Genomic DNA, 19925 nt, shown 5'->3' on the forward strand with positions numbered 1-19925 from the left:
CCCTGAGCCCTTATGAATTGCAATTAACTGCAATCTCTACCGTGAACATCGCCGCTGGTGGACATCGCCGCTGAAAGAATGTCTCTTAAAGTGCAAAACTACCAACCTCCGGGGAAGATTTTCTTTGAACGTTCAGCAGCATAAGAAGCTCACAGATGACATCTGGGAGATCGCCAAGCGCCTGCGCGGCCCTTACCGCCCCCCGCAATACCGCCTCGTCATGTTGCCCATGGTGGTTCTACGCCGCCTTGACTGCGTTCTTGAAGACAGCATCGACGGGGTTTATGCCGAATACACCCGCCTCAAAGCAGCAGGGACGCCTGAAAAGGCGATGGAACGGATGCTGGCCCGTGTCGCCGACCCAATCCGGAGGCAGCCCCTCTACAACACCAGTAAATACACCTTCGCCCGCCTGACCGCCGACGCTGAGAACATAGCGCCGAACCTTGTAGCCTTTATCAACGGGTTCTCTCCCACGGCTCGCGCGATCTTCGAGAAGTTTAATTTCGCCGAACAAATCCAGAAGCTCGACGACAGCAACCGTCTGTTCCACATCGTCCAGCAGATGGCCACCGTTCCCCTGCACCCCGACGAGGTGGACAACCTCCAGATGGGCTACCTGTTTGAACATCTGGTGATGAAGTTCAACGAACAGGCCAACGAGGAAGCCGGGGACCACTTCACGCCCCGCGAGGTCATCGAGCTGATGGCAAACCTCGTCTACACGGGTGAGCAGGACGTTTACAAACCCGGCATCTACCGCACGATCTATGACCCGACATGCGGCACGGGCGGGATGCTGTCTGTCTCGGAACTGCACATCCGCTCAGGCAATGATGCGGCGAACCTCGCGCTCTACGGTCAGGAATACAATGACGAGAGCTGGGCCATCTGCTGCTCAGACATGCTCATCAAGGACGAAGAGACCGACAACATCATCCTCGGCGACACGCTGGGCGACGGCAAGACGGGCGACGGCTTCGAGGGTCACCAGTTCCACTACATGATGGCGAACCCACCGTTTGGGGTCGACTGGAAGGATCAGAAAAAGGTCGTCGAGAAGGAACACAAGACGCTGGGCTTCAACGGTCGCTTTGGCGCGGGCACGCCCGACATTGACGATGGATCGCTGCTGTTCCTCCAGCACATGATTTCCAAGATGCACCCCAGCCCGGACGATCCCGAGAACCCCGGCGACGGGTCCAAGATTGCGGTGGTGTTCAACGGCTCGCCGCTTTTTTCGGGCAGCGCGGGCGGCGGTCCGTCCAGTATCCGCCGCTGGATCATCGAAAACGACTGGCTGGACGCGATCATCGGCCTGCCGGATCAGCTCTTCTACAACACTGGCATCTATACCTATGTATGGATGGTCACGAACCGCAAACCGCCCGAGCGGCGCGGCAAGGTCCAACTGATCGACGGCACCTTGTTTGCCGAGCGGATGGACAAGAGCCTGAACAACAAGCGCCACCGCATAACCGACGCCCAGATTGCCGACCTGACCCGCATCTATGGCAACTACCGCGACGGCGAACAGGCCGAGGTGGTGGTGAACAAGAAGACGGGAGAGAAGGAAACCCGCACCGTCTCCCGCATCTTCAAGAACCATGAGTTCGGCTTCCTGCGCATCGTCGTGGAGCGCCCCCTGCGCATGAACTTCCAGACGACCCCCGAACGGATCGCGCGGCTGGATGACCTCGATCCCGACAAGCACCCGGTCTCGGAAATGCGGGCGGTGGTTGAGGCGATGGACGCAGACCGCCTTTACATGGACCTTGCCGAGTTTGACGCCGATGTGGTCGCCACTGCCGCCGATCTGGACATCAAGCTGGGCAAGGGTGTGCGCAAGACCCTGTGGTTGACCATCGGTGACAAGGACCAGAAGGCCGAGGAATGCATCTGGGTGGGCAACCGCCCCGAACCCGATGCCGAGTTGCGCGACACTGAAAACGTGCCGCTACCCGAAGGCACCCAGCTCCCGCTGCCGATGCAATTCGGCCCGGACCCGCAGAACAAGCTGAATGGTGAGGTGGTCGAGCTGATGACCCCGTCCATTGATGCCTACATGGAGGCCGAAGTTCTGCCCCATGTGCCCGATGCCTGGGTAGACTACAAAAAGACCAAGGTCGGCTATGAAATCCCGTTCAACCGGCATTTCTACGTCTACAAGCCCCCGCGTGAGCTGGACGAAATCGAAGACGAGATTGAGACGCTGGAAGGCGAGATCGCCAAGCTGCTGGAAGGTCTGGTCTGATGTCAGCGATCCCTCCGAAGGTGCAAGGCTTTGATCTGCCCGACACATGGCGTCGGAAGCGGATCAAGTATGTTGCGACCTACAACGATGAAGCCCTGTCGGACGACACCGACGATTTCAAAGAGATCGAATACATCGAAATTTCCGGTGTCTCTCTGGTTGGCGGTGTCGAAAACGTCTCGTCGCTCCAGTTCCACAAAGCGCCTTCCCGAGCGCGGCGGGTGGTCCGTGGTGGGGATACCCTTGTTTCCACAGTTCGAACCTACCTCAAAGCCATCGCAACAGTGCGCGAAGCGCCGGACAACCTGATTGCGTCAACCGGGTTTTGTGTGATCCGACCGGGCGAAGAGATCGACGCCGCATTCCTTGGTTGGGTGATGAAGTCGGAACCCATCGTCGGGGAGATCGTGGCCCGGTCTGTTGGCGTGAGCTACCCAGCGACCAATGCCAGTGAGGTGGTGAAGCTGGAAGCGCCACTCCCCGACCTAGACACGCAGCGGCGGATTGTGGGGTATCTGGATGACAAGACGGCGCGGATTGATGCGCTGATCGAAAAGAAACGGGCGCTGCTGGACCGTCTGGCCGAGAAACGCCAAGCCCTCATCACCCGCGCCGTCACCCGTGGCCTCAACCCCGACGCCCCCCTGAAAGACAGCGGCATTGACTGGCTCGACAAGGTTCCGGCGCATTGGGAGGTGAAGAAGCTCAAGTACCTCACGCCCAAGGTTAGTGTCGGCATCGTTGTGACACCCGCGAGCTGGTACGCCGAAGAAGGTGTGTTGGCGCTGCGCGGTCTCAATATCCGCCCGATGGGTTTCAACCTTCAAGAAACCCGGCTGATAAGTGACGATGGGCACGAGTTCCACGCTAAGTCAGAGTTGCGGGAAGGCGACTTGGTTTCGGTGCGGACCGGCGATCCGGGCACAACAGCAGTTGTCACAGAAGACCTTGCAGGCTCGAATTGCGTTGATCTGGTGATAATCCGCCGCCCAGCCCAGATGGTGCCACGATACCTCGGCTGGTTTCTCAACAGCAACGTCGCCAAAGTCCAATATCAATTGGGGTCCGAGGGCGCTTTGCAGGCTCACTTCAATGTTGAGACCTCAAAAGAAACCCTCATCGCGGTGCCTCCAACCGCAGAGCAGTCCGATATTGTCGCGCATCTTGAAGCTGCGCTGGCTGACCATGATATGATCGTTGAGAAGATAGCAACCAGCGTAGAAAAACTGGCCGAATACCGCGCTGCCCTCGTCACCGCCGCTGTGACAGGCAAGATCAAGGCGCTGCTCACCGAGGCCGCCCCCAAGCCCGCCAAGAAGGAAGCCCCCGCCGCCTTCAAACGCTCGGTGCTGGCCGCCTACATCGCCGACACGCTTTGCGACCACCCCACCTTTGGCCGAGTGAAGTTCCAGAAGCTCTTGCACCTGTGCGAAGCGCATCTGGAAATTCAGGAGGTCGCGGGCAACTACCACCGCGATGCCGCTGGCCCGTTCGACACACAGATGATGCGCTCGGTCCATTCCCAGATCGAAAAACAGGGCTGGATCGCGCCGGTGAAGGGCGACAAAGGCTGGACCTATGCCCGAGGCGAAAAGGTGGACGGCTACCGCGACCACTTCAATCGCTACTTTGGCGACCGCAAAGAGGCGCTGGAAGACCTGCTCGCCCTGATCGCGCCGATGAAGACCCAACAGGCCGAAATCGTCTCGACCGCCTTCGCGTCGTGGAACGATCTGCTGCTTGAGGGCAAGACGCCCAGCGATGATGAGATCGTGGACCTCATCCTGAACGACTGGACCGAGAGCAAGAAGGCAATCAGCGCCGACCGCTGGCATAGCGCCCTCGCGTGGATGCGGGAAAAGGGCCTCACCCCACGCGGGCTGGGAGAGCATACGAAGAGAAAGAGTTAAGGCGCGTGGCGCTTGAGTATTGATGGAGGGATTAGATGGCTGACGTATTTCACGATGGGATTGAAGCTCTGATGGCACGGGTTGCCGCCAGTGGCATTATTGGGGAGTGGACCGAGGAGGCAGGTAGCACAAAGCATGTTTTCCGGTCGCGTGAACGCGGGGTTTTGAACTACTGGCCCAACAAAGGGACCGTGCAGTATCAGGGCAAACCCGAGGCGCAGGCTCCCTTGAAGGCCGTGCTTGCGGGTGATGCACCTGCTATCCCGGCGGCTGCTGCGAACCCAGTTGATGCAAAGACCAAGATTTTCGTAGTTCATGGCCACGACACCCAAGCGTTAGAACAGCTTGAACTGATCCTGCGTCGGCTGGGTCTCGACCCCTACATCCTACAGAACAATGATGGTGGGTCCAACACCATCATAGAAGCACTGGAACAGCAGATTTATCAAGAAGCGGCCTTTGGTATCGTCCTGATGACGCCAGACGACTATGGGTATCCGAAGGCAAAGGGCGATGATGCCACCCAACCCCGTGCCCGTCAGAACGTGATCCTAGAGCTGGGGATGGTTCTGGCATCTCTTGGCCGCAATCAAATGGTGATCCTCAAGAAGGGCGCTCTTGAAACCCCCAGCGATGTTGATGGGGTTCTTCGCCTTGAGTTTAACGATCACGTCAAAGAAGTGGCCGTCAAGCTCGCACGTCGAATTAAGGCGGCGGGCATCGACATTGATGATGCCCTAATCGCTGGTTGCGGCGCGTGACATAATGGCAGGGCATACAGAGACCGATTTTGAGAAGGCAATTGAACATGGGCTGACCTCGCAGGGGGGATATGCTCGCCGGTCGCCTGCCGACTTCGATGAGGACTTGTGCCTGTTCCCTGCCGATGTGGTGGGGTTCCTAAAGGACACGCAGCCGCAGAAATGGGAGCAGCTCGAAGCCCTGTTAAAGGGGCAGACCGAGGATCAGGTGCTGTCCGATCTCGCCAAGGAGCTGACGACGAAGGGCACGCTGCACGTCTTGCGCCATGGGTTCCGCTGCTATGGCAAGACGCTTAGGCTGGCATACTTCCAGCCGAACACGGGGATGAACCCCGAGACGACCGCGCTCTATGCCAAGAACCGGCTGACGATCACGCGGCAGGTCGCCTTCACCTCGGTCAAGAAGGCCCCCGGCGGCAAGGCCAAGCGGTGCATCCTCGACGTGACGCTGGCTGTGAACGGCCTGCCGGTCGCCACTGCCGAGTTGAAGAACCCCATGACCGGCCAGCGGGCCGTGGACGCCAAGAAACAGTATGAGCGTGACCGCGACGAACGCGATCTGATGTTCAAGTTCAAGGAACGCGCCCTTGTGCATTTTGCCGTGGACCCGGACGAGGTGTGGATGACCACGCGCCTCAAGGGGGGCGAGACGTTCTTTCTGCCATTCAACAAGGGGCACAACCGGGGTGCTGGTAATCCGCCTGTAGAGGGTAACTGGAAGACCGCCTACCTGTGGGATGAGGTCTTGGCGCGGGATAGCCTTTTGGACATCCTGCAACGCTTCATGCACTTGGAGGTGAAGGAAAAGAAGGTCGCCACCGACCGGGGTCCAAAGACCGTCCGCAGGGAAACGATGATTTTCCCCAGGTATCACCAGCTTGATGCAGTGCGGAAGCTTGTGTCCCATGCCAAAGAGCATGGAGCAGGCCGCAACTACCTTGTGCAGCACTCGGCGGGGTCGGGAAAATCGAACAGCATTGCTTGGCTGGCGCACCGGCTGGCGGGCCTGCATGACGCGATGGATGCGAAGATTTTCCATTCGGTGATTGTGGTGACGGATCGCCTTGTTTTGGATCAGCAGTTGCAGAACACGATCTACCAGTTCGAGCATAAGACCGGGGTTGTTGAGAAGATCGATGAGAACACACAGCAACTTGCCCGTGCGATCTCGACCGGGGTTCCGATCATCATTTCCACCATCCAGAAGTTCCCATTTATAGCTCAGGCTCTGCGCACTTTGGAGGACAAAGGCGAAGAGTTGACGCTGACCACGGCGGGCAAACGATATGCCGTGATCGTGGACGAGGCGCATTCTTCACAGACTGGCGAAACGGCATCTGCACTGCGCGGGATGCTGAACAAGGACGGGATCGAGGCGGCAATTGCTGCTCAGCTTTCAGATGTGGAAGACGAGAACCTGACGGATGAGGCAAAAAGGGCGATCCTGCGGGACACGCTGCGGCGAGGGAAGCAGCCGAACCTGAGTTTCTTCGCCTTCACGGCAACACCCAAGTTCAAGACCAAAGCCATGTTCGATGAGCCGGGGTCGGATGGTCAGTCACCATTCCACGAGTACACGATGAAGCAGGCCATCGAAGAGAGCTTCATCATGGATATCCTCAAGAACTATACGACCTACAAACGGTTCTTTGGGCTGGTGAAACAGATCGAGAACGATCCACAGGTCCCGAAGCGGGCAGCGGCGAAGGCCCTGACCCAATTTCTCACGCTGCATCCGCACAACATTGAGCAGGTTGTCACGATCATTGTCGAGCATTTCCGCTCGAACGTGATGCACGAGATTGGCGGACGGGCAAAAGCGATGGTTGTGACCGGCTCTCGCCTAGAGGCCGTGCGTTACAAACTCGCCTTTGATCGCTATCTTGAGGAGCGCGGTTACAAGGGGATCAAGTCTCTAGTGGCCTTCTCGGGCACTGTCGAAGACCCCGCCATCCTCGAAAGCGCATACACTGAAGTTGGGATGAACAATGGGCTGCCGGAAGCAGAGCTGCCCGAGACATTCGACAGCGATGAGTATCGCGTTCTCTTGGTCGCCGACAAGTATCAGACCGGGTTCGATCAGCCGCTGTTGCAAACGATGTATGTCGTAAAGCGGTTGGCGGGGGTGCAGGCGGTCCAAACACTGTCGCGGTTGAACCGCATGGCACCGGGTAAGTCGCGGACCTTTATTCTAGATTTCGCAAACGAGGAAGAGGACATCTTCAAGGCGTTCAAGCCGTACTACGAAGATACGCCCACTGGCGAGAATGTAGACCCGCAGCGCCTGAACGAGCTACAGCATCGACTGCTGGAATGGGCGATATTCACGCCTGAGGATGTAAGCGCCTTTTCTGTCGTCTGGTATGGCAAGAAGAAGGATCACACTGCATCCGACCATAGGACGATGAACGCTATTCTGGATCGCGCGGTTGACGCTTTTCAGGATCGTGAAGAGGAAGAGCGTGAAGAGTTCAGGGGGCAGATCACTGCGTTCCGCAACCTCTACGCCTTCCTGTCGCAGATCATCCCTTATCACGATAGCGAGCTTGAGCAGTTCTATACCTTCTGCCGCAACCTGATCTCCAAGCTGCCCCCTCCGGGGGATGGGTCGTCCTTCACTTTGGATGACGAAGTTGCGTTGAAGTACTTCCGTATCCAGCAGATGACGCAGGGATCAATCGACCTCGATGATGGAGAGACCGACCCGCTGAAAGGGCCGACAGATGTGGGTTCGGGTGGACGGAAAGATGAGGAGGTGGGGCTGCGAGACCTTGTGGACAGGCTGAACGAGCGGTTCGGCACTAGCTTCACCCGTGCGGATCAGCTTTTCTTCGAGCAAGTTCGCGAAACTGCCGAAAGTGACGTTCGGATTGTCGAAGCTGCCTTGGCCAATAAGTACGATAACTTCTCGTCCTATCTCGAACGGATGTTGGATGAACTGTTCATAAACCGCATGGATGGCAATGAAGAGGTTTTCTCGAAAGTCATGAGCGATCAGCCGTTTAGGGCAGCAGTTCATAAGGGGTTGGCACGGGAACTGTACGAGCGCATCAGGGCGGGGCGTCGCCATTGAGCCCTACCGCTTCACATTGCCCAGACACCTGCTACAGTTTTGTATAAACCTTGGGGCTGGACCCAGCGTACTCCCTTGGAAAACTTAGCGGCGGACAAAGTGGAAACCTCTCCCTTCGTCTCCGCCACCCCCCCTCTGCCTTACCAACTTGGGCTGCGCGAAGACTGGCGAAGCCCCTGTCATCTAGCAGTTTTCAGCCATCTCGCGATCTCTTGGCAGTATTCGTATTGCGGGCTTCGGTCTCACTTCGTGGTATAATGTGAGGTATGGGGTCGGCGGCGATTGCCGCCCGGTTGGGGCGAACGTTTCTCGCGGATCCGGACCTAGCTAATGCCTCTTGGTCGATGGGTCCGGCGCAGCGTATGACCTGTCGATCCACCGCTCGGCGCTGACGCCCGGCCTGCAGACGACATTGCATCATTTGAATGACCCGATCGGCGCTATCGGCGCCCTGTTCGTCGTACCGTTCCTCCCCCTGATCCGGGACGGCCATCTCGTGCGGCAGATCGGAGCAATCTCGCACCGTTTCACGGGACGACGAACGCCGCGCCGAGCAGATCGCTATCTCCGCGGATCGCGTGATACACGGTCTGCGCGCTATCGAATCCAACGAAGGTTCGAGGCGAGCCGCGCTGACGCGTGACCACTCGCGACGAGGTTCGACGGTCACCACTCCGTATCCGGGCCGCCGCCGCGCCAAACTGAGCAGAAGCCGCATCTGGATCGTCGATCACGAAACGGAAGGTGCTTTCGGCGAAGTACTATCCGGGCGCCGAGGGTTCGAGGCAGGCTCCCTTAGCCGTTCCGTTGCGCCTTGACGTGGTCGACGAAGGCGCGGAGCGCGGGCGGCATCAGGCGGCGTTCGGTGTAGTAGAGCGACGGCGCGCCGAAGGGCGGGGTCCAGTCGTCCAGCACCGTCTCGAGCGCCCCCGTGGCAAGGTCGGCTGCGGCGTACTCGTCGAAGAGATAGGCCAGCCCGAGCCCTGCCCGCGCCGCGACCAGCTCGATGCCGTTCACGCGCAACGCGCCGTGCGGAACGAATTCGACGGGGCGGCCGTCCTTCTCCAGCGACCATGGCAGGGCGGTGCCGCCGGCGAACACATGGGCAATGCAGTCGTGATCGGCCAGGCCTTCGGGGGTCTCGGGTCGCCCCCGGGCGTCGAGATAAGACGGGCTGCCGACCACTACCATGCGCTGCGGCGCGCCGAGCCGGACCGCGATCATGTCCCCGTCGAGCCGGTCGTCGTAGCGCACGCCGGCATCGAAGCCGCCCGCGACGATGTCGATCAGGTCGCTCTGGGCCAGGAGCTCGAAGCTCACACCCGGATGAATTGCGGCGAAGGAGGCGACCAGCGACATCAGGCGCAGCTCCAGGGCCGGGCGCGGCCCATTGATGCGGATGCGACCCGTGAGCGTGTCGCCGCCCTGGATCGGACGTGCCGCGTCGGCAAGCACGGCGGCGGCATCGGCCACGCGCGCATTCAAGCGCCGCCCCTCCTCGGTCAAGGCGACAGACCGGGTCGACCGGTTGAAGAGGCGGACGCCCATTCGCGCCTCGAGTTCTCGGATCCGCTCGGAGAGCGTCGAGGGCGCGAGGCCGAGCTCCGCCGCGGCGGCACGGAAGCTGAGCCGACGGGCGAGGACGGAGAACTGGTGGAGCGTATCGAGGCTGGGGCGCATAGGACTCATCGTTCGGATATCCGGACAGGCCATGCCGGATCGGACGGATTATCGCACGCGGCCGGGGCGCATAGCTAGGGGTCATCGCACGATCCACGTTCCAAGGAGACCAGCCATGACCACCGCTCTCATCACCGGCGCCAGCCGCGGCCTCGGCCGCGCCGCAGCGCTCCATCTCGCACAGGATGGCATCGACGTCATCGGCACTTACCGTTCGTCGGAGGCCGAGGCGGACGCCGTCGCGACCGAGATCCATGCCGCCGGCGCCCGCGCCGTCATGCTCCGCTACGATGCCGAAGCCACCGACGCGGATACCTTCGCCGCCGACCTGAAGCGCGCACTGGCCGAGCTCGGCGCCGAACGGCTCGATCATCTGGTGAACAACGCTGGCGTCGGGGCCCACGCACCCTTCGCTGAGACCGATCTCGACGTCTTGGACCGGATGTACCGCATTCATGTCCGCGCGCCCTATGCGCTGACCCGTGCCGTCCTGCCGATGATGGCGGATGGCGGGCGCATCCTCTTCGTATCCTCGGGCCTGGCCCGCTTCGCGATCCCCGGCTACGGTGCCTACGCGGCGATGAAGGGCGCGGTGGAGGTGCTGACCCGCTACGGCGCTACGGAGCTGGGCGCGCGGGGCATCCGCGTGAATGCGATCGCGCCGGGCGCCATCGCCACCGATTTCGGCGGCGGCGCGGTGCGTGACAACGAGGAGGTGCGCGGCTTCGTGTCCTCGACCATCGCGCTCGGGCGGCCGGGCGAGGCGGACGATATCGGGGGCGCCGTGGCGGCGATCCTGTCGGATCGGATGGGTTGGCTCAACGGCGAGCGGATCGAGGTGTCTGGCGGGCAGTCGATCTGAACGCCGGGAACGGGGAACGGCTCCGCGCGGGGCCTGTCGGGGCTCCGCGCGGTCCGTCCGTGAGATCATCCAGTTCGATTGGCGCGCCGAAGGCGCGTTGTCTGAATAGCCGGGGCGCACCGTCGCCGAGTTGGGGCGACAGCGACGTCAGTCTCCGGGTGACGAAGCTGTCGGCGCCCCGCCGTATCGGTCGGGTGACGAGGGTGGCGCCAAAGCGATGGTGCCATGCCAGTCGGCCGCCCGTCGCGAGAGGCTCGATCTCCATGTCGGCGAGGCGGTCGCGGATCGCCATGCCGCTGGGGCTCGCCTAGACGAAGCGCATCGGCGCCTCCGACAAGACGATGCGTTCGACATAGTCCACGGCTCCGCAGGAGAGGTTATAGCCTACCGGACGGCGTCGATGGCGGCGATGGACGCCCTGATCGCCAAGCATTGGGACGACATCGCCGGTGACCTCCGCTCCTTCGAAGCCATGTATCCTGGCTGGCTGCTCGCCTTGGGGACCGCACCGCGCCCGCGCTGATGGGGCTTCAGCGGATGGCGCTTGCGAGCCGCGACGGCGCGGTCTCGGCAGAAGACCTGCGCGGTCTGACGACCGATTGGCCTGCGCCCTTTCTGCCGAAGACAGCGTCGTAAGGCGTCAGCCCGACAATCAGCCGGTCAGCATCGTCACCGCGAGGTAGAGCGAGCCCAGCGACGCGGCCGAGAAGCCCAGGATGCGCGCGAAGGGTAGGCCCGTATAGTAGAGCAGCACGAACCACGCCCGGCCCGCGATCACGACCGTGAGCGCGGTCGAGACGCCCGGACCGGTCGCGCCGGATGCCGCGGCCGCCGCGAGAACGGGGAGGACGTAGGCCGTGCTCTCGACCTGGTTGCGCCAGGCCCGCTCAAGTCGGAGCCCGAACGGTGTGCGGGTAACCGCGGGGCGGTTGGACGAAAAGCCGTAGCCGAAGCCTTGGGTGGCATAGGCGTAGACGATCTCGACGGTCAGGGCCGTCATCGAGATCAGCGCATAGAGGATCAGGGCGGTGGTCGCGGTCATGTCATGGTTTCCGGGGCGATGGCGACGAAGGATCGGTCGGGATCGGACATAGCCTGGCGCCGCGCCCGCAACGGCGCGTAGTCCGGGTCGGCGTACCAGGCGTCGAGGGCGGCGCGGTCGGGAAAGCGCAGGATGGCCAACATGCCGCCCGCCTCGCCCTCAAGCATCTCGGCTTGGGGCGCGACGGCGAACGTCTCGACCCCGTGACGCGCGTTGATGTCCTGAAGCGGGCCGGCGTAATCGCGGAGAAATCCTTCCATGTCGGACACCGCCAGCGAAGCGACCAGAACGACGCCGCTCATTGCCCGGCCTCCGGCAGCGTGGCGAGCCAGTCGGACAGCGCCGCGCCGATGGCGTCCGGGTGGTCCTCCTGCACGAAATGCACGCCCGCGCCCAGAGGCACATGGGTCAGGTTCGACGCGTTCGCCTCGACATATTCGACCACGGGGGGCGGCATCAGGGCGCCGGGCACGACCGAGAACATCAGCTTCGGGACGTCGGTCGAATAGAGCCATTCGCCGTTCGCCGCGATCACCTCCGCCGTGTGCGCGGGCTCGCCCCCGATGGGGATCTGGCGGGGCCATTCCAGGGTCGGGCGGCGGCTTTCGGGGGTTGGGAACGGGGCGCGGTAGTTCCCCATGACTTCGTCGGAGAGGGGCGTCGCGACCGCGATCTTCCCCAGAACCTCCTCGACGAAGAAGTTGCCTTGAAGGACCATCTCCTCGCCCGCGGGCGAGCGCAGCGCGCGGAACAGCTCCGCGTTCTGCGGACCGAGCGCCTCGAGCGACGGCGCGGGCAAGGCGGGCGGAATACCGGCCTCCATGAAGGCGAGGCCGCGGATCCGGCCGGTGCCCTCCTCGTTGCGCGCGATTTCCATGCCGAGGACGGAGCCCCAGTCGTGAACCACGAGCACGACCGCGCCCAGGTCCAGCTCGCCCAGAAGCGCGTCCAGATATGTCGCGTGATCCTCGTAGGTATAGGCGATGTCCGGCTTTCCGCTGTCTCCCATGCCGATCAGGTCGGGCGCGATGACCCGGTGATCGTCGGCCACATGGGGGATGATGTTGCGCCAGAGATAGGAGGAGGTCGGGTTGCCGTGGAGCATCAGGACGGCAGGCCCCTCACCCTCGTCGACATAGGCCATAGTCGAGCCGAGGACCTCCATCGTCTTCTTCTCGAACGAAAACGCGGCCTGCGCCAGAACGGGCGCGGCGGTGAGCATCAGCGCGGCAAGCGCGGGCAGGATCGGTCGCATGGGATGTCTCCGGTCGATAATGGTGATGCCCGAAACTAGGCCTTGCGATCATGCGACTTCGAGGCGCGATTTCGCGATGCCGTGGTGCGTTGATGCGACGCATGCCCTGTGCCAACCTGCCGGCCGGAGGTTCGCCATGCCCGATCGCCCGCTGGACTGGGATGCCGTGCAAACCCTGCTCGCCGTCGCGCGCGCCCGCTCCGTCCGGGGTGCGGCATCGGCGCTGGGCGTTCATCACACGACGGTCGGTCGCCGCGTCGACGCGCTCGAGGCGCGGATCGGTGCGCGGCTTTTCGACCGCAGGCCCGATGGCTGGGCCCTGACCCCGTCGGGCGAGGAGGTCGCAGAGGCCGGCCGCGGGTTCGACGAGGCGCTCGTGGCGGCCCGCAGGCGGGTCGAGGGCCGGGATGCGGCCCTGACCGGCCATGTGACGATCACCGTGGCCGAGCCGCTCTTCGTCCTGCTGATCGCCGTGCGCCTTCCCGAGTTGGTCGCGGCCCATCCCGATTTGGAGCTGCGCTTCGACACCGGCTACGATCTGCGCGACTTGGCCCGACGCGAGGCGGATGTCGCGCTGCGCATGGACAACAACCCGCCCGAAATCCTGGTCGGAAAGCGCCTCTTCCCCTACGGCGAAGCGAGCTATGCCGCGCCGGGCTACCTCGACGGCCCGGCCCCGCGATGGCTTGGCTGGGTGGCGGGCGATGACACCTGGATCGCTGCGACCGACCTGCCGCGCCTGCCGCTCTGGGGCGTCTTCCCGTCGATCGAGGCGCAGGTCGCCGCGGCCCGCGCGGGACTGGGCGCGGCCCTTCTGCCCTGCCTGATCGGGGACGCGGCGCAGGGATTGGTGCGCGCGACCGACCGAACTCCGCGGCCGTCCCGCGACATCTGGCTGCTGACCCATCCCGACCTGCGCGCCACGGCGCGCGTCCGGACGGTCATGGCGTTTCTCGAACAAGTCCTGCGCGATGCGCGCGACCGGATCGAGGGGCGCGCCCCGTCGCATTGATGCATCGGCACGCTGCAAGATCGCGCTATGACGTTGCCGCCCGGCCCGCGGAGACGTGCCATCTCCCTGATCACCACCAGTGACGCCGTTACACGCCATGCCGAGCAAGAGGACGCCCCCGAACTCATCGGGCCGCGCGCCCGCCCCCTGCCCCGGCAAGGTCCGCGTCGCGATGCGCGCCTTCGGACCGAACCCGGCCGAATTGCACCGCATGCAGGGCGCCCGACCCGTGGCCCTGGCTCGGTCGGAGGAGAAGGGCGATGGGCTGCTGGGTCGGATCATCCTGACGGAGCCCCTGTCGGGTATGCCGCCCGGGATGCCGTTCTGTCCGCTGCTGATCCGGGACTGACGATCACTCGCGTCCACCTCGTCTTCCGTCTGCTCGTGCAGCCGGATCGCCGGTCCGAGGTGGTGACAGGCCTCGCGCGCCCTTGGGCCGAGGTCGCAGTTCCGCCGAATCCGAGAGGACAGCCCTGCTGGAGCGCGACGCTGATGACACTCTAGCGAGGGGGATCCAGTTCCGGTCGGTCGTCACGGAAGAGGAGTAGAGGCGATCGCCCCCGTCACCCGCGGACGATCGCGTAGGTCTCCGGCTTGCGGTCGAGGAAGTGCTGATGCCCGAGCGGAATGCTCGTCGGCGGTGCATCGAGCGCGCCGTGATAGATCGAGCGGCGGCCGTCGTTACCGGTCCGGCGGTAGAACAGGCTGCTGCCGCAGGTGCCGCAAAACCCCCGCTCTGCGCCCTGGCCGCCGTCATACCAGCGCACGACCTCGTCGCCCGACAGGGTTTCGACCACCGTCAGGTCGATCCCGATCGCCGGGCCGCCGTGCCAGCGGCGGCAATCGGAGCAGTGACAGACGTCGAAGGCGCGGGGTGCCGGAATGGCGAAGCGGACGGCGCCGCACAGGCAGCCACCGGTGAGACGGTCGCGTTGGAACAGGGTGGTCATCGGCGAACCTCGATCTGGCCGATGATCGTGACCGTCCGATCCACGGGGGAACCGTCCGGGCCGGCACCGGCCTCGATCCGGTCGAGCGTGGCGGTGACGGCATAGCGGGTGCCGGGCGGCGGCGTCGCCGCGTCGATCAGGACGGTCATGGGGATCGTCGCGCCCTTGAAGGAAAGCGTCCCATCGGCGCGATGGCGACCCGGCGCCTTTGCCTCCACATCATGAGAGGCGAAGACGGCTTGCCCGTGATCGCCTGAGGCTAGCCATGCCGGCGCGTGCATCACCGCGTCGAGAAGGGGATCGCCGAGCGTGGCGGAGGCCAGACCGACGGTCACGCGGATGTCCCCCTCCTCGAGGTCAACCTCGGCGCGCCAATCCGAGAACTCTCCCGCGAGTTGCCGATCCCCCATCCCCACCTCGAAGCCGAGGGTCGAGCGGTCGTGCAGGACCTCGAAGGCAGAACCCGGAAAGGTAAGGCTCGCGAGGCTGATCGCGACTGTCAGGATGCGCATCTTGGAAACCTGTCCGTATGAGGGACGGGGGCGACCGGCGCCGCCCCCGCGTGGGATCACATCTCGACGTAGGTGCCGCCGTGGACGTTCGCGAAGTTGCGGAGATCGTTGGCCAGCGCGCCCTCGACCGCCGCGGCGGCCTGTCCGCCCATGTCCTGCGCCTCGTCGTAGTAGATGCGGGCCACGACCAGGGTGCCGTCGGCGCCCTTGTCCTCCAGCGTCCAGATCACGAAGAAGTCCTTGATCGGCAGCGGGACCGTCGAGCGCTCCATGTCGAGGTCGTAGGCGAACATCCGGTTCTCCTCGACCGCGAAGACGCGCTCGTAGGCCGTGCCCGCCCCACCCACGAAGTCGCAGCGTCGGACCGACCCCATGCCCAGCGCGCCCGGCGTCTCGGATGCGGAATGATCCCATTCCAGTGTCTCGATCTGCACGGACCAATCGGCGTTGCCGGTATGGACCCAGGGCCAGACTTCCTCGGGCGTGGAGGGGAAATGCAGCACCTGCACCGATTGCAGGGGGGCGTCTATATAGGCGCCGAGATATCCGGAGCCGTAGTCGTATTCGGTGACCGCGCCCTCCATCATGAACTCGGGCGCCGAGCCGAAGGCGGCGGTGCGTTCGGCTTCGATCGTGGGCATTTGCTGGGCCATTGCGGGCGTCATCAGGCACGCCGACAGGGCGATCGCGAGGATCGGTTTCATGGGGTCTCTCCTTGGTTGGAACCCGGCCCCGGCGGGACCGGATCGGGGATCAGGCCATCGCGCGGCGGGCGGCGATGCCCTTCTTCGAGGCGTCGGCCTTGATCTTGCTGGCGGACGGGCGACCCGTCTCGGCGTAGACCTTCAGGTCGTCGATGGTCTCGGTCAGCGCCTTCCTGAACTGCATCTTCATCATCGGCCCCATGAGGAGGTTCATGGGAAAGGCGATGTCGGCGCGCAGGGTCATGCTGGCCTTGGTACCGCCGCCCTGGGGCGTCAGCGTCCAGGTGTTGCGCAGGCCCTTCATGAAGCCCGGCATCTTCGCGCCGGTGGCCGAATAGGACACGACGTGGCGGGCGGGATCGTAGGCTTCGATCGTCTCGGTGAAGGGGCCGAGCGACGTCTCGCAAACCCGCCCCGCCGCCGGGGCGCCAACGACCTTGGGCGTGCCCTCGCGGGCGCCGGAAACATAGACGCTGCTGGCCCAGTCGCCGGCCGATGTGTAGTTCGGTCCGACGATCTCCCAGACTTTGTCGAGGGGAGCATCGATGGTGCGGCTGATGGTCAGTTCCATGGCTCAGCCCACCACGGTTCCGCCCATCGCGTAGCCGCCCTCGGACGTCTCCTCGATGTGCACGTTGATGTATTGCTTGATGTCGCCCTTGCCGGACTGCCCGGCGACGGTATTCAGCCCGTCGGTCAGCGTGGTGACGATGTCGGCCTTCTCGCCTTTGGTCCAGGCGTTCTTGGGGACGGTGACGCGGATTGTCGGCATGGTGATCGCTCCTCTAGGGAAGGTGGGTCGTTGTCTTCCGTGTGTTGCGAAGATCGTGCTCCCGCCGGGCAGCCTCAATGCAAGAGATTGCAGAGGTGCCTGCATTGGTGCAGTTTTCGGGGATGCGCCCGAGCGACCGCCTGGATTGGGACGACCTGAAGCTGCTGCTGGCGCTGGCCGAGTGGGGCGTCGTCCCGCGGGCGGCGGAGCAGTTGCGCACCGATCCCACGACCGTGACCCGGCGCCTGCGGCGGTTGGAGGACCTGTTGGATCGCAAGCTGGTGGAACGCATCAAGGGCGGCGTCGTCCTGACCCGGACGGCGCAGGATCTCGTCGAGCTCGCGCGTGTCACCGAGACCGGGCTCAACAGCGCGCTCGGGGCGGAGGGTCGGGTCGACGTGGCAGGTGTGGTCAAGCTGTCCGGCACGGATTTCGCGCTGGACCTCGTGGCCGCGGACCTCGCGCGCCTGTCCGCCGCGCATCCCGGTCTGGTCTTCGACCTGCGCCCGACGAACTCGTATCTCAGCTTCGAGCGGCGCGAGACCGACGTCGCCATCCGTATCGCGGAGGCCCCGCATGAAGGGCTGGTCGGGCGGCGGCTGGGGCGACTGACCCTCGGATTCTACGCGCCCGTCGCGCTGGCGGAGCGGGCCCTCGCCCTGCCATGGCTGTCGTGGAACCTGCCGATGGGCCTGACGACGATTGACGCCGCCATCGCCGCCCGCGATCCCGAAGGCCGCATCGTCGCACGGGTCGACAGCATGATGGCGCAGGCCCGGCTTGCCGCGACGGGAATGGCTGCGGCAGTCTTGCCCGACGCCTACGTGGCCGCCCATGCCGAGTTGTCGGACCTCGTGCGGATCGGGGATGCCGGGGATGCCGGCGCCTGGGTTCTGACCCATGAGGAGCTGCGCGACGTGCCCCGCGTGAAGATCGTCATGCGGGCGCTGGTGGAGGCGTTCGCGGAGATCGAGGCACGCCGAGCGGTTTGATCCAAAGGGTGGGCCTGATCGCCGTCGCGACCCGTGACGCCGCCGTGGCTGGGATCGGTCCGGGAGCGTTCAGATATGGGAAGGGCGGCGGCGTCACGACCGCCGCCCACGGCGAGGATCAGGCCGCCGCCGCGTGGGCATCGAGACCCGCCAGGGCCGCGCGGTAGGATTGCAGCATCATCGGCCGTACCATCTCCAACGTCTCGGCGTCGGCCTCGAACGTGGCCGTCCAGGTCGCGAGAACGCCGTCATCGGTCTGCTCGGTGGTCACGGTGCCACCCAGGTTCTCGACCGGGAACGGCGGGTTGGCGATCGTATATGCGAACCGCCCGCGCTCGCGATCGTTCTCGACGATGGTCTCCTGCAACTCGTAGCCGTCCATCGCGGGGTCGGGATGCGCCATGACGCAGACCCGCGCCGATCCCGCGGTGTCGCCATGGCAGGTGTCGGACTTGAGGAACGGGATCCACTTGCTCCAGGCGGGGTCGTGGACGGCATCGCGGGCGGCGTCGAGCGGAGCCCCGAGGAGCGTGGCGAAGGTGACGGAGGACGCTGTCTTGGTCATGGCATCTTTTCCTTGTTCTGAGATTGGACGGCCCGCCCGTTCGGGCGGGCCGGACGGATCAGGCGGCGGCGCGTTCAACGTGGCGCGCGTTGCCTTCGAGGGCCTTGGCCATCTTGCCGCGCAGCATGGGCTTCATCATCGGCAGCATCAGCACCCCGATCGGGCCCATGGGCGGCTTGAAGTCCATCGTGAACACAAGTTCGGTCTTGTGCGGCCCCTTGGGCCGCACCTCGAAGAGACAGGTCGCGCCCTTCATCGGCATGGTCGTGTCGTCGATCTTCAGGCCCAGCCTGCGCCCCGGCACATATTCGGTGATCGTCTCGCGCAGGTACTGGCTGCCATCGGCCTTCAGATCGCACTGGCGCTTGGCGCCCAGACCCGTCGGGGCGCTGCCGGGCATGATCCGCGAGGCGGCGAGGTTGTCGTTCCAGTCGGCGATGTCGCCATAGTCGTCGAGACTGGCCCAGACGGCGTCGGCGGGGGCGTTGATGGTCCGTGTGGTGCTGACCTTGGTCATGTCTCAGTTCTCCAGGTTGCGGTCGAGGAAGGTGGCGAGGGCGTCGACATAGGCGGCGGGCTCCTGCGCCTGCAGGTAATGGCCGGCCTCGGGGATGCGGGTGATGTCGGCGTCGTCCACGCCAAGCCGGGCCGCGAGGTCCGGGATCACGACGTCTGGGTCGAAATAGCCGTCGCGCTCGCCGAAGATGATCCCGGTCGGCCCATCATAGGCCGCCAGCGCCGCGTTGCGCGCCGCCTCGCCGCTCATGAAGGCGGGCACGGCCTGACCGAAGAAGGCCGTGTAGGCGGCCTGCGCGCCTGCGATGTCGGCGCCGTAGACGGCGACGTCCGCCTCGGGCGCCGTGCCCTCGCCCCACCAACCCTGGTCGAGCCACATCCGTGCCATCTCGCGCGCGGCCTGCGGGTCGGAGGCAAGCTGGGCGAAGGCGTCCTTCGGCGTTGTCTGCCCGCCCATGATGCCCATGACCAGCGGCGCGGGCGTGACCCCCGCGAGGCCCGCCATCGTGTTGGTCGCGACGACCGCCGACAGGCGCTCCGGCGCATCTGCCACGATCTGCCATCCGGTAAGGCCGCCCACGTCGTGAAGCACCAGCGCGGCGTCCTCGATGCCCAGTTCGTCGAGCAGCGCGACCATGCGGTCCGCGCGCGCCTCGGTCGAATAGGCTACCGCGTCCTCGGGCCTGGCAGAGGCGCCGAAGCCCAGCATGTCAGGCGCCACGACGCGGTAGCCGCGCGCGGCCAGCAGGGGGGCGACCTCGCGGAAGAGGTAGGACGAGGTCGGGATGCCGTGCAGCAGCAGCACCGCCGGATCGGAGGGCGCGCCGACGTCGAGATAGGCGATCTCATGCCCCCCGAGGGTCGCGGCGGCGAGCGTCGCGCGGTGCTCGTCGCGGGGATCCGCGTGGCCGGCGAGCGGCAAGGCGAGGGTGATCGCCGCCGCGGACGCGGCAAGCGTGGCTCGAATGGTCATGTCAGTCTCCTGTGGCGTTCCGTGCGCGAGGGGTGTATCGCTTCGGTCGTAGTGCTATATCACTACGCATGTCGGGAATTGCCCGTCAACTC

At 64.3% G+C, this 19925-nt stretch carries 20 protein-coding genes; 8 read left to right on the forward strand and 12 right to left on the reverse strand.

The window, feature by feature from the left end; translation table 11 throughout:
* The first annotated feature begins 124 nt into the window (after positions 1-124).
* Genes ACK8OR_RS07375 through ACK8OR_RS07390 form a run of 4 tightly spaced genes read left to right on the forward strand, consistent with a single transcriptional unit; the run spans position 125 to position 7998 of the window.
* Positions 125-2254 (forward strand): type I restriction-modification system subunit M, encoded by a 2130-nt coding sequence (locus tag ACK8OR_RS07375; protein WP_410188763.1) that lies wholly within the window; start codon positions 125-127, stop codon positions 2252-2254.
* Positions 2254-4164: a restriction endonuclease subunit S gene (locus tag ACK8OR_RS07380; RefSeq protein WP_410188764.1), complete on the forward strand. Its 1911-nt coding sequence runs from the start codon at positions 2254-2256 to the stop codon at positions 4162-4164. The genes ACK8OR_RS07375 and ACK8OR_RS07380 overlap by 1 nt, the downstream gene beginning before the upstream one ends.
* Before the next feature lie 35 nt (positions 4165-4199).
* Entirely contained in the window at positions 4200-4925 is a 726-nt protein-coding gene (locus ACK8OR_RS07385; RefSeq protein ID WP_410188765.1) for a TIR domain-containing protein, read from the forward strand.
* A gap of 4 nt (positions 4926-4929) precedes the next feature.
* On the forward strand, positions 4930-7998 hold the full coding sequence (locus tag ACK8OR_RS07390; protein ID WP_410188766.1) for a type I restriction endonuclease subunit R: 3069 nt from the start codon (positions 4930-4932) through the stop codon (positions 7996-7998).
* A 795-nt stretch (positions 7999-8793) separates the two neighbouring features.
* Here ACK8OR_RS07390 and ACK8OR_RS07395 read toward each other — a convergent pair.
* Positions 8794-9678 carry a LysR family transcriptional regulator gene (locus ACK8OR_RS07395; protein ID WP_410188767.1) on the reverse strand — a complete coding sequence of 295 codons (885 nt, stop codon included), beginning with the start codon at positions 9676-9678 and terminating at the stop codon, positions 8794-8796.
* 115 nt (positions 9679-9793) lie between these two features.
* Here ACK8OR_RS07395 and ACK8OR_RS07400 point away from each other — a divergent pair, with 115 nt between their 5' ends.
* Positions 9794-10540, forward strand: a complete 747-nt coding sequence (locus tag ACK8OR_RS07400) for an SDR family NAD(P)-dependent oxidoreductase (protein ID WP_410188768.1) — start codon at positions 9794-9796, stop codon at positions 10538-10540.
* A gap of 652 nt (positions 10541-11192) precedes the next feature.
* Here the strand turns inward: ACK8OR_RS07400 and ACK8OR_RS07405 are convergent.
* From ACK8OR_RS07405 to ACK8OR_RS07415, 3 genes are read right to left on the reverse strand one after another with little or no spacing between them, the layout of a single operon-like run.
* Complete coding sequence (locus tag ACK8OR_RS07405) at positions 11193-11582, reverse strand: MAPEG family protein (protein ID WP_410188769.1); 390 nt, start codon at positions 11580-11582, stop codon at positions 11193-11195.
* Positions 11579-11884: a DUF1330 domain-containing protein gene (locus ACK8OR_RS07410; RefSeq protein WP_410188770.1), complete on the reverse strand. Its 306-nt coding sequence runs from the start codon at positions 11882-11884 to the stop codon at positions 11579-11581. Before ACK8OR_RS07410 ends, ACK8OR_RS07405 begins: the two co-directional genes overlap by 4 nt.
* On the reverse strand, positions 11881-12837 hold the full coding sequence (locus ACK8OR_RS07415) for a haloalkane dehalogenase (protein ID WP_410188771.1): 957 nt from the start codon (positions 12835-12837) through the stop codon (positions 11881-11883). Before ACK8OR_RS07415 ends, ACK8OR_RS07410 begins: the two co-directional genes overlap by 4 nt.
* A gap of 136 nt (positions 12838-12973) precedes the next feature.
* On the opposite strand from ACK8OR_RS07415, the gene ACK8OR_RS07420 reads away from it, so the two are divergent.
* Both ACK8OR_RS07420 and ACK8OR_RS07425 read left to right on the forward strand, forming a co-directional pair.
* A complete protein-coding gene (locus tag ACK8OR_RS07420) occupies positions 12974-13849 on the forward strand; it encodes a LysR family transcriptional regulator (RefSeq protein ID WP_410188772.1) in 876 nt (291 codons plus the stop codon).
* Between the two features lie 97 nt (positions 13850-13946).
* Positions 13947-14198, forward strand: a complete 252-nt coding sequence (locus tag ACK8OR_RS07425; RefSeq protein WP_410188773.1) for a hypothetical protein — start codon at positions 13947-13949, stop codon at positions 14196-14198.
* 214 nt (positions 14199-14412) lie between these two features.
* On the opposite strand, the gene ACK8OR_RS07430 is transcribed toward ACK8OR_RS07425, so the two are convergent.
* From ACK8OR_RS07430 to ACK8OR_RS07450, 5 genes are read right to left on the reverse strand one after another with little or no spacing between them, the layout of a single operon-like run.
* Complete coding sequence (locus ACK8OR_RS07430) at positions 14413-14799, reverse strand: GFA family protein (protein WP_410188774.1); 387 nt, start codon at positions 14797-14799, stop codon at positions 14413-14415.
* Positions 14796-15311, reverse strand: a complete 516-nt coding sequence (locus ACK8OR_RS07435) for a YceI family protein (RefSeq protein ID WP_410188775.1) — start codon at positions 15309-15311, stop codon at positions 14796-14798. The genes ACK8OR_RS07430 and ACK8OR_RS07435 overlap by 4 nt, the downstream gene beginning before the upstream one ends.
* A gap of 56 nt (positions 15312-15367) precedes the next feature.
* On the reverse strand, positions 15368-16015 hold the full coding sequence (locus ACK8OR_RS07440; RefSeq protein WP_410188776.1) for an SRPBCC family protein: 648 nt from the start codon (positions 16013-16015) through the stop codon (positions 15368-15370).
* 49 nt (positions 16016-16064) lie between these two features.
* Positions 16065-16586, reverse strand: coding sequence for an SRPBCC family protein (locus ACK8OR_RS07445; RefSeq protein ID WP_410188777.1), 522 nt, complete (start codon positions 16584-16586; stop codon positions 16065-16067).
* 3 nt (positions 16587-16589) lie between these two features.
* Complete coding sequence (locus ACK8OR_RS07450; RefSeq protein ID WP_410188778.1) at positions 16590-16787, reverse strand: tautomerase family protein; 198 nt, start codon at positions 16785-16787, stop codon at positions 16590-16592.
* Positions 16788-16864: 77 nt separating this feature from the next.
* Between ACK8OR_RS07450 and ACK8OR_RS07455 the strand changes: the two genes are divergently transcribed.
* On the forward strand, positions 16865-17779 hold the full coding sequence (locus ACK8OR_RS07455; protein ID WP_410188779.1) for a LysR substrate-binding domain-containing protein: 915 nt from the start codon (positions 16865-16867) through the stop codon (positions 17777-17779).
* A gap of 118 nt (positions 17780-17897) precedes the next feature.
* Here the strand turns inward: ACK8OR_RS07455 and ACK8OR_RS07460 are convergent, their stop codons facing one another.
* Genes ACK8OR_RS07460 through ACK8OR_RS07470 form a run of 3 tightly spaced genes read right to left on the reverse strand, consistent with a single transcriptional unit; the run spans position 17898 to position 19833 of the window.
* Positions 17898-18344 (reverse strand): SRPBCC family protein, encoded by a 447-nt coding sequence (locus ACK8OR_RS07460; RefSeq protein WP_410188780.1) that lies wholly within the window; start codon positions 18342-18344, stop codon positions 17898-17900.
* 58 nt (positions 18345-18402) lie between these two features.
* Entirely contained in the window at positions 18403-18861 is a 459-nt protein-coding gene (locus ACK8OR_RS07465; protein ID WP_410188781.1) for an SRPBCC family protein, read from the reverse strand.
* Between the two features lie 3 nt (positions 18862-18864).
* The gene (locus ACK8OR_RS07470) at positions 18865-19833 is read right to left on the reverse strand and encodes an alpha/beta fold hydrolase (RefSeq protein WP_410188782.1); all 969 of its coding nucleotides are present in this window, start codon (positions 19831-19833) and stop codon (positions 18865-18867) included.
* Positions 19834-19925 lie beyond the last annotated feature (92 nt).

It is taken from the genome of Jannaschia halovivens, assembly GCF_046452375.1.
Lineage (GTDB): Bacteria > Pseudomonadota > Alphaproteobacteria > Rhodobacterales > Rhodobacteraceae > Jannaschia > Jannaschia halovivens.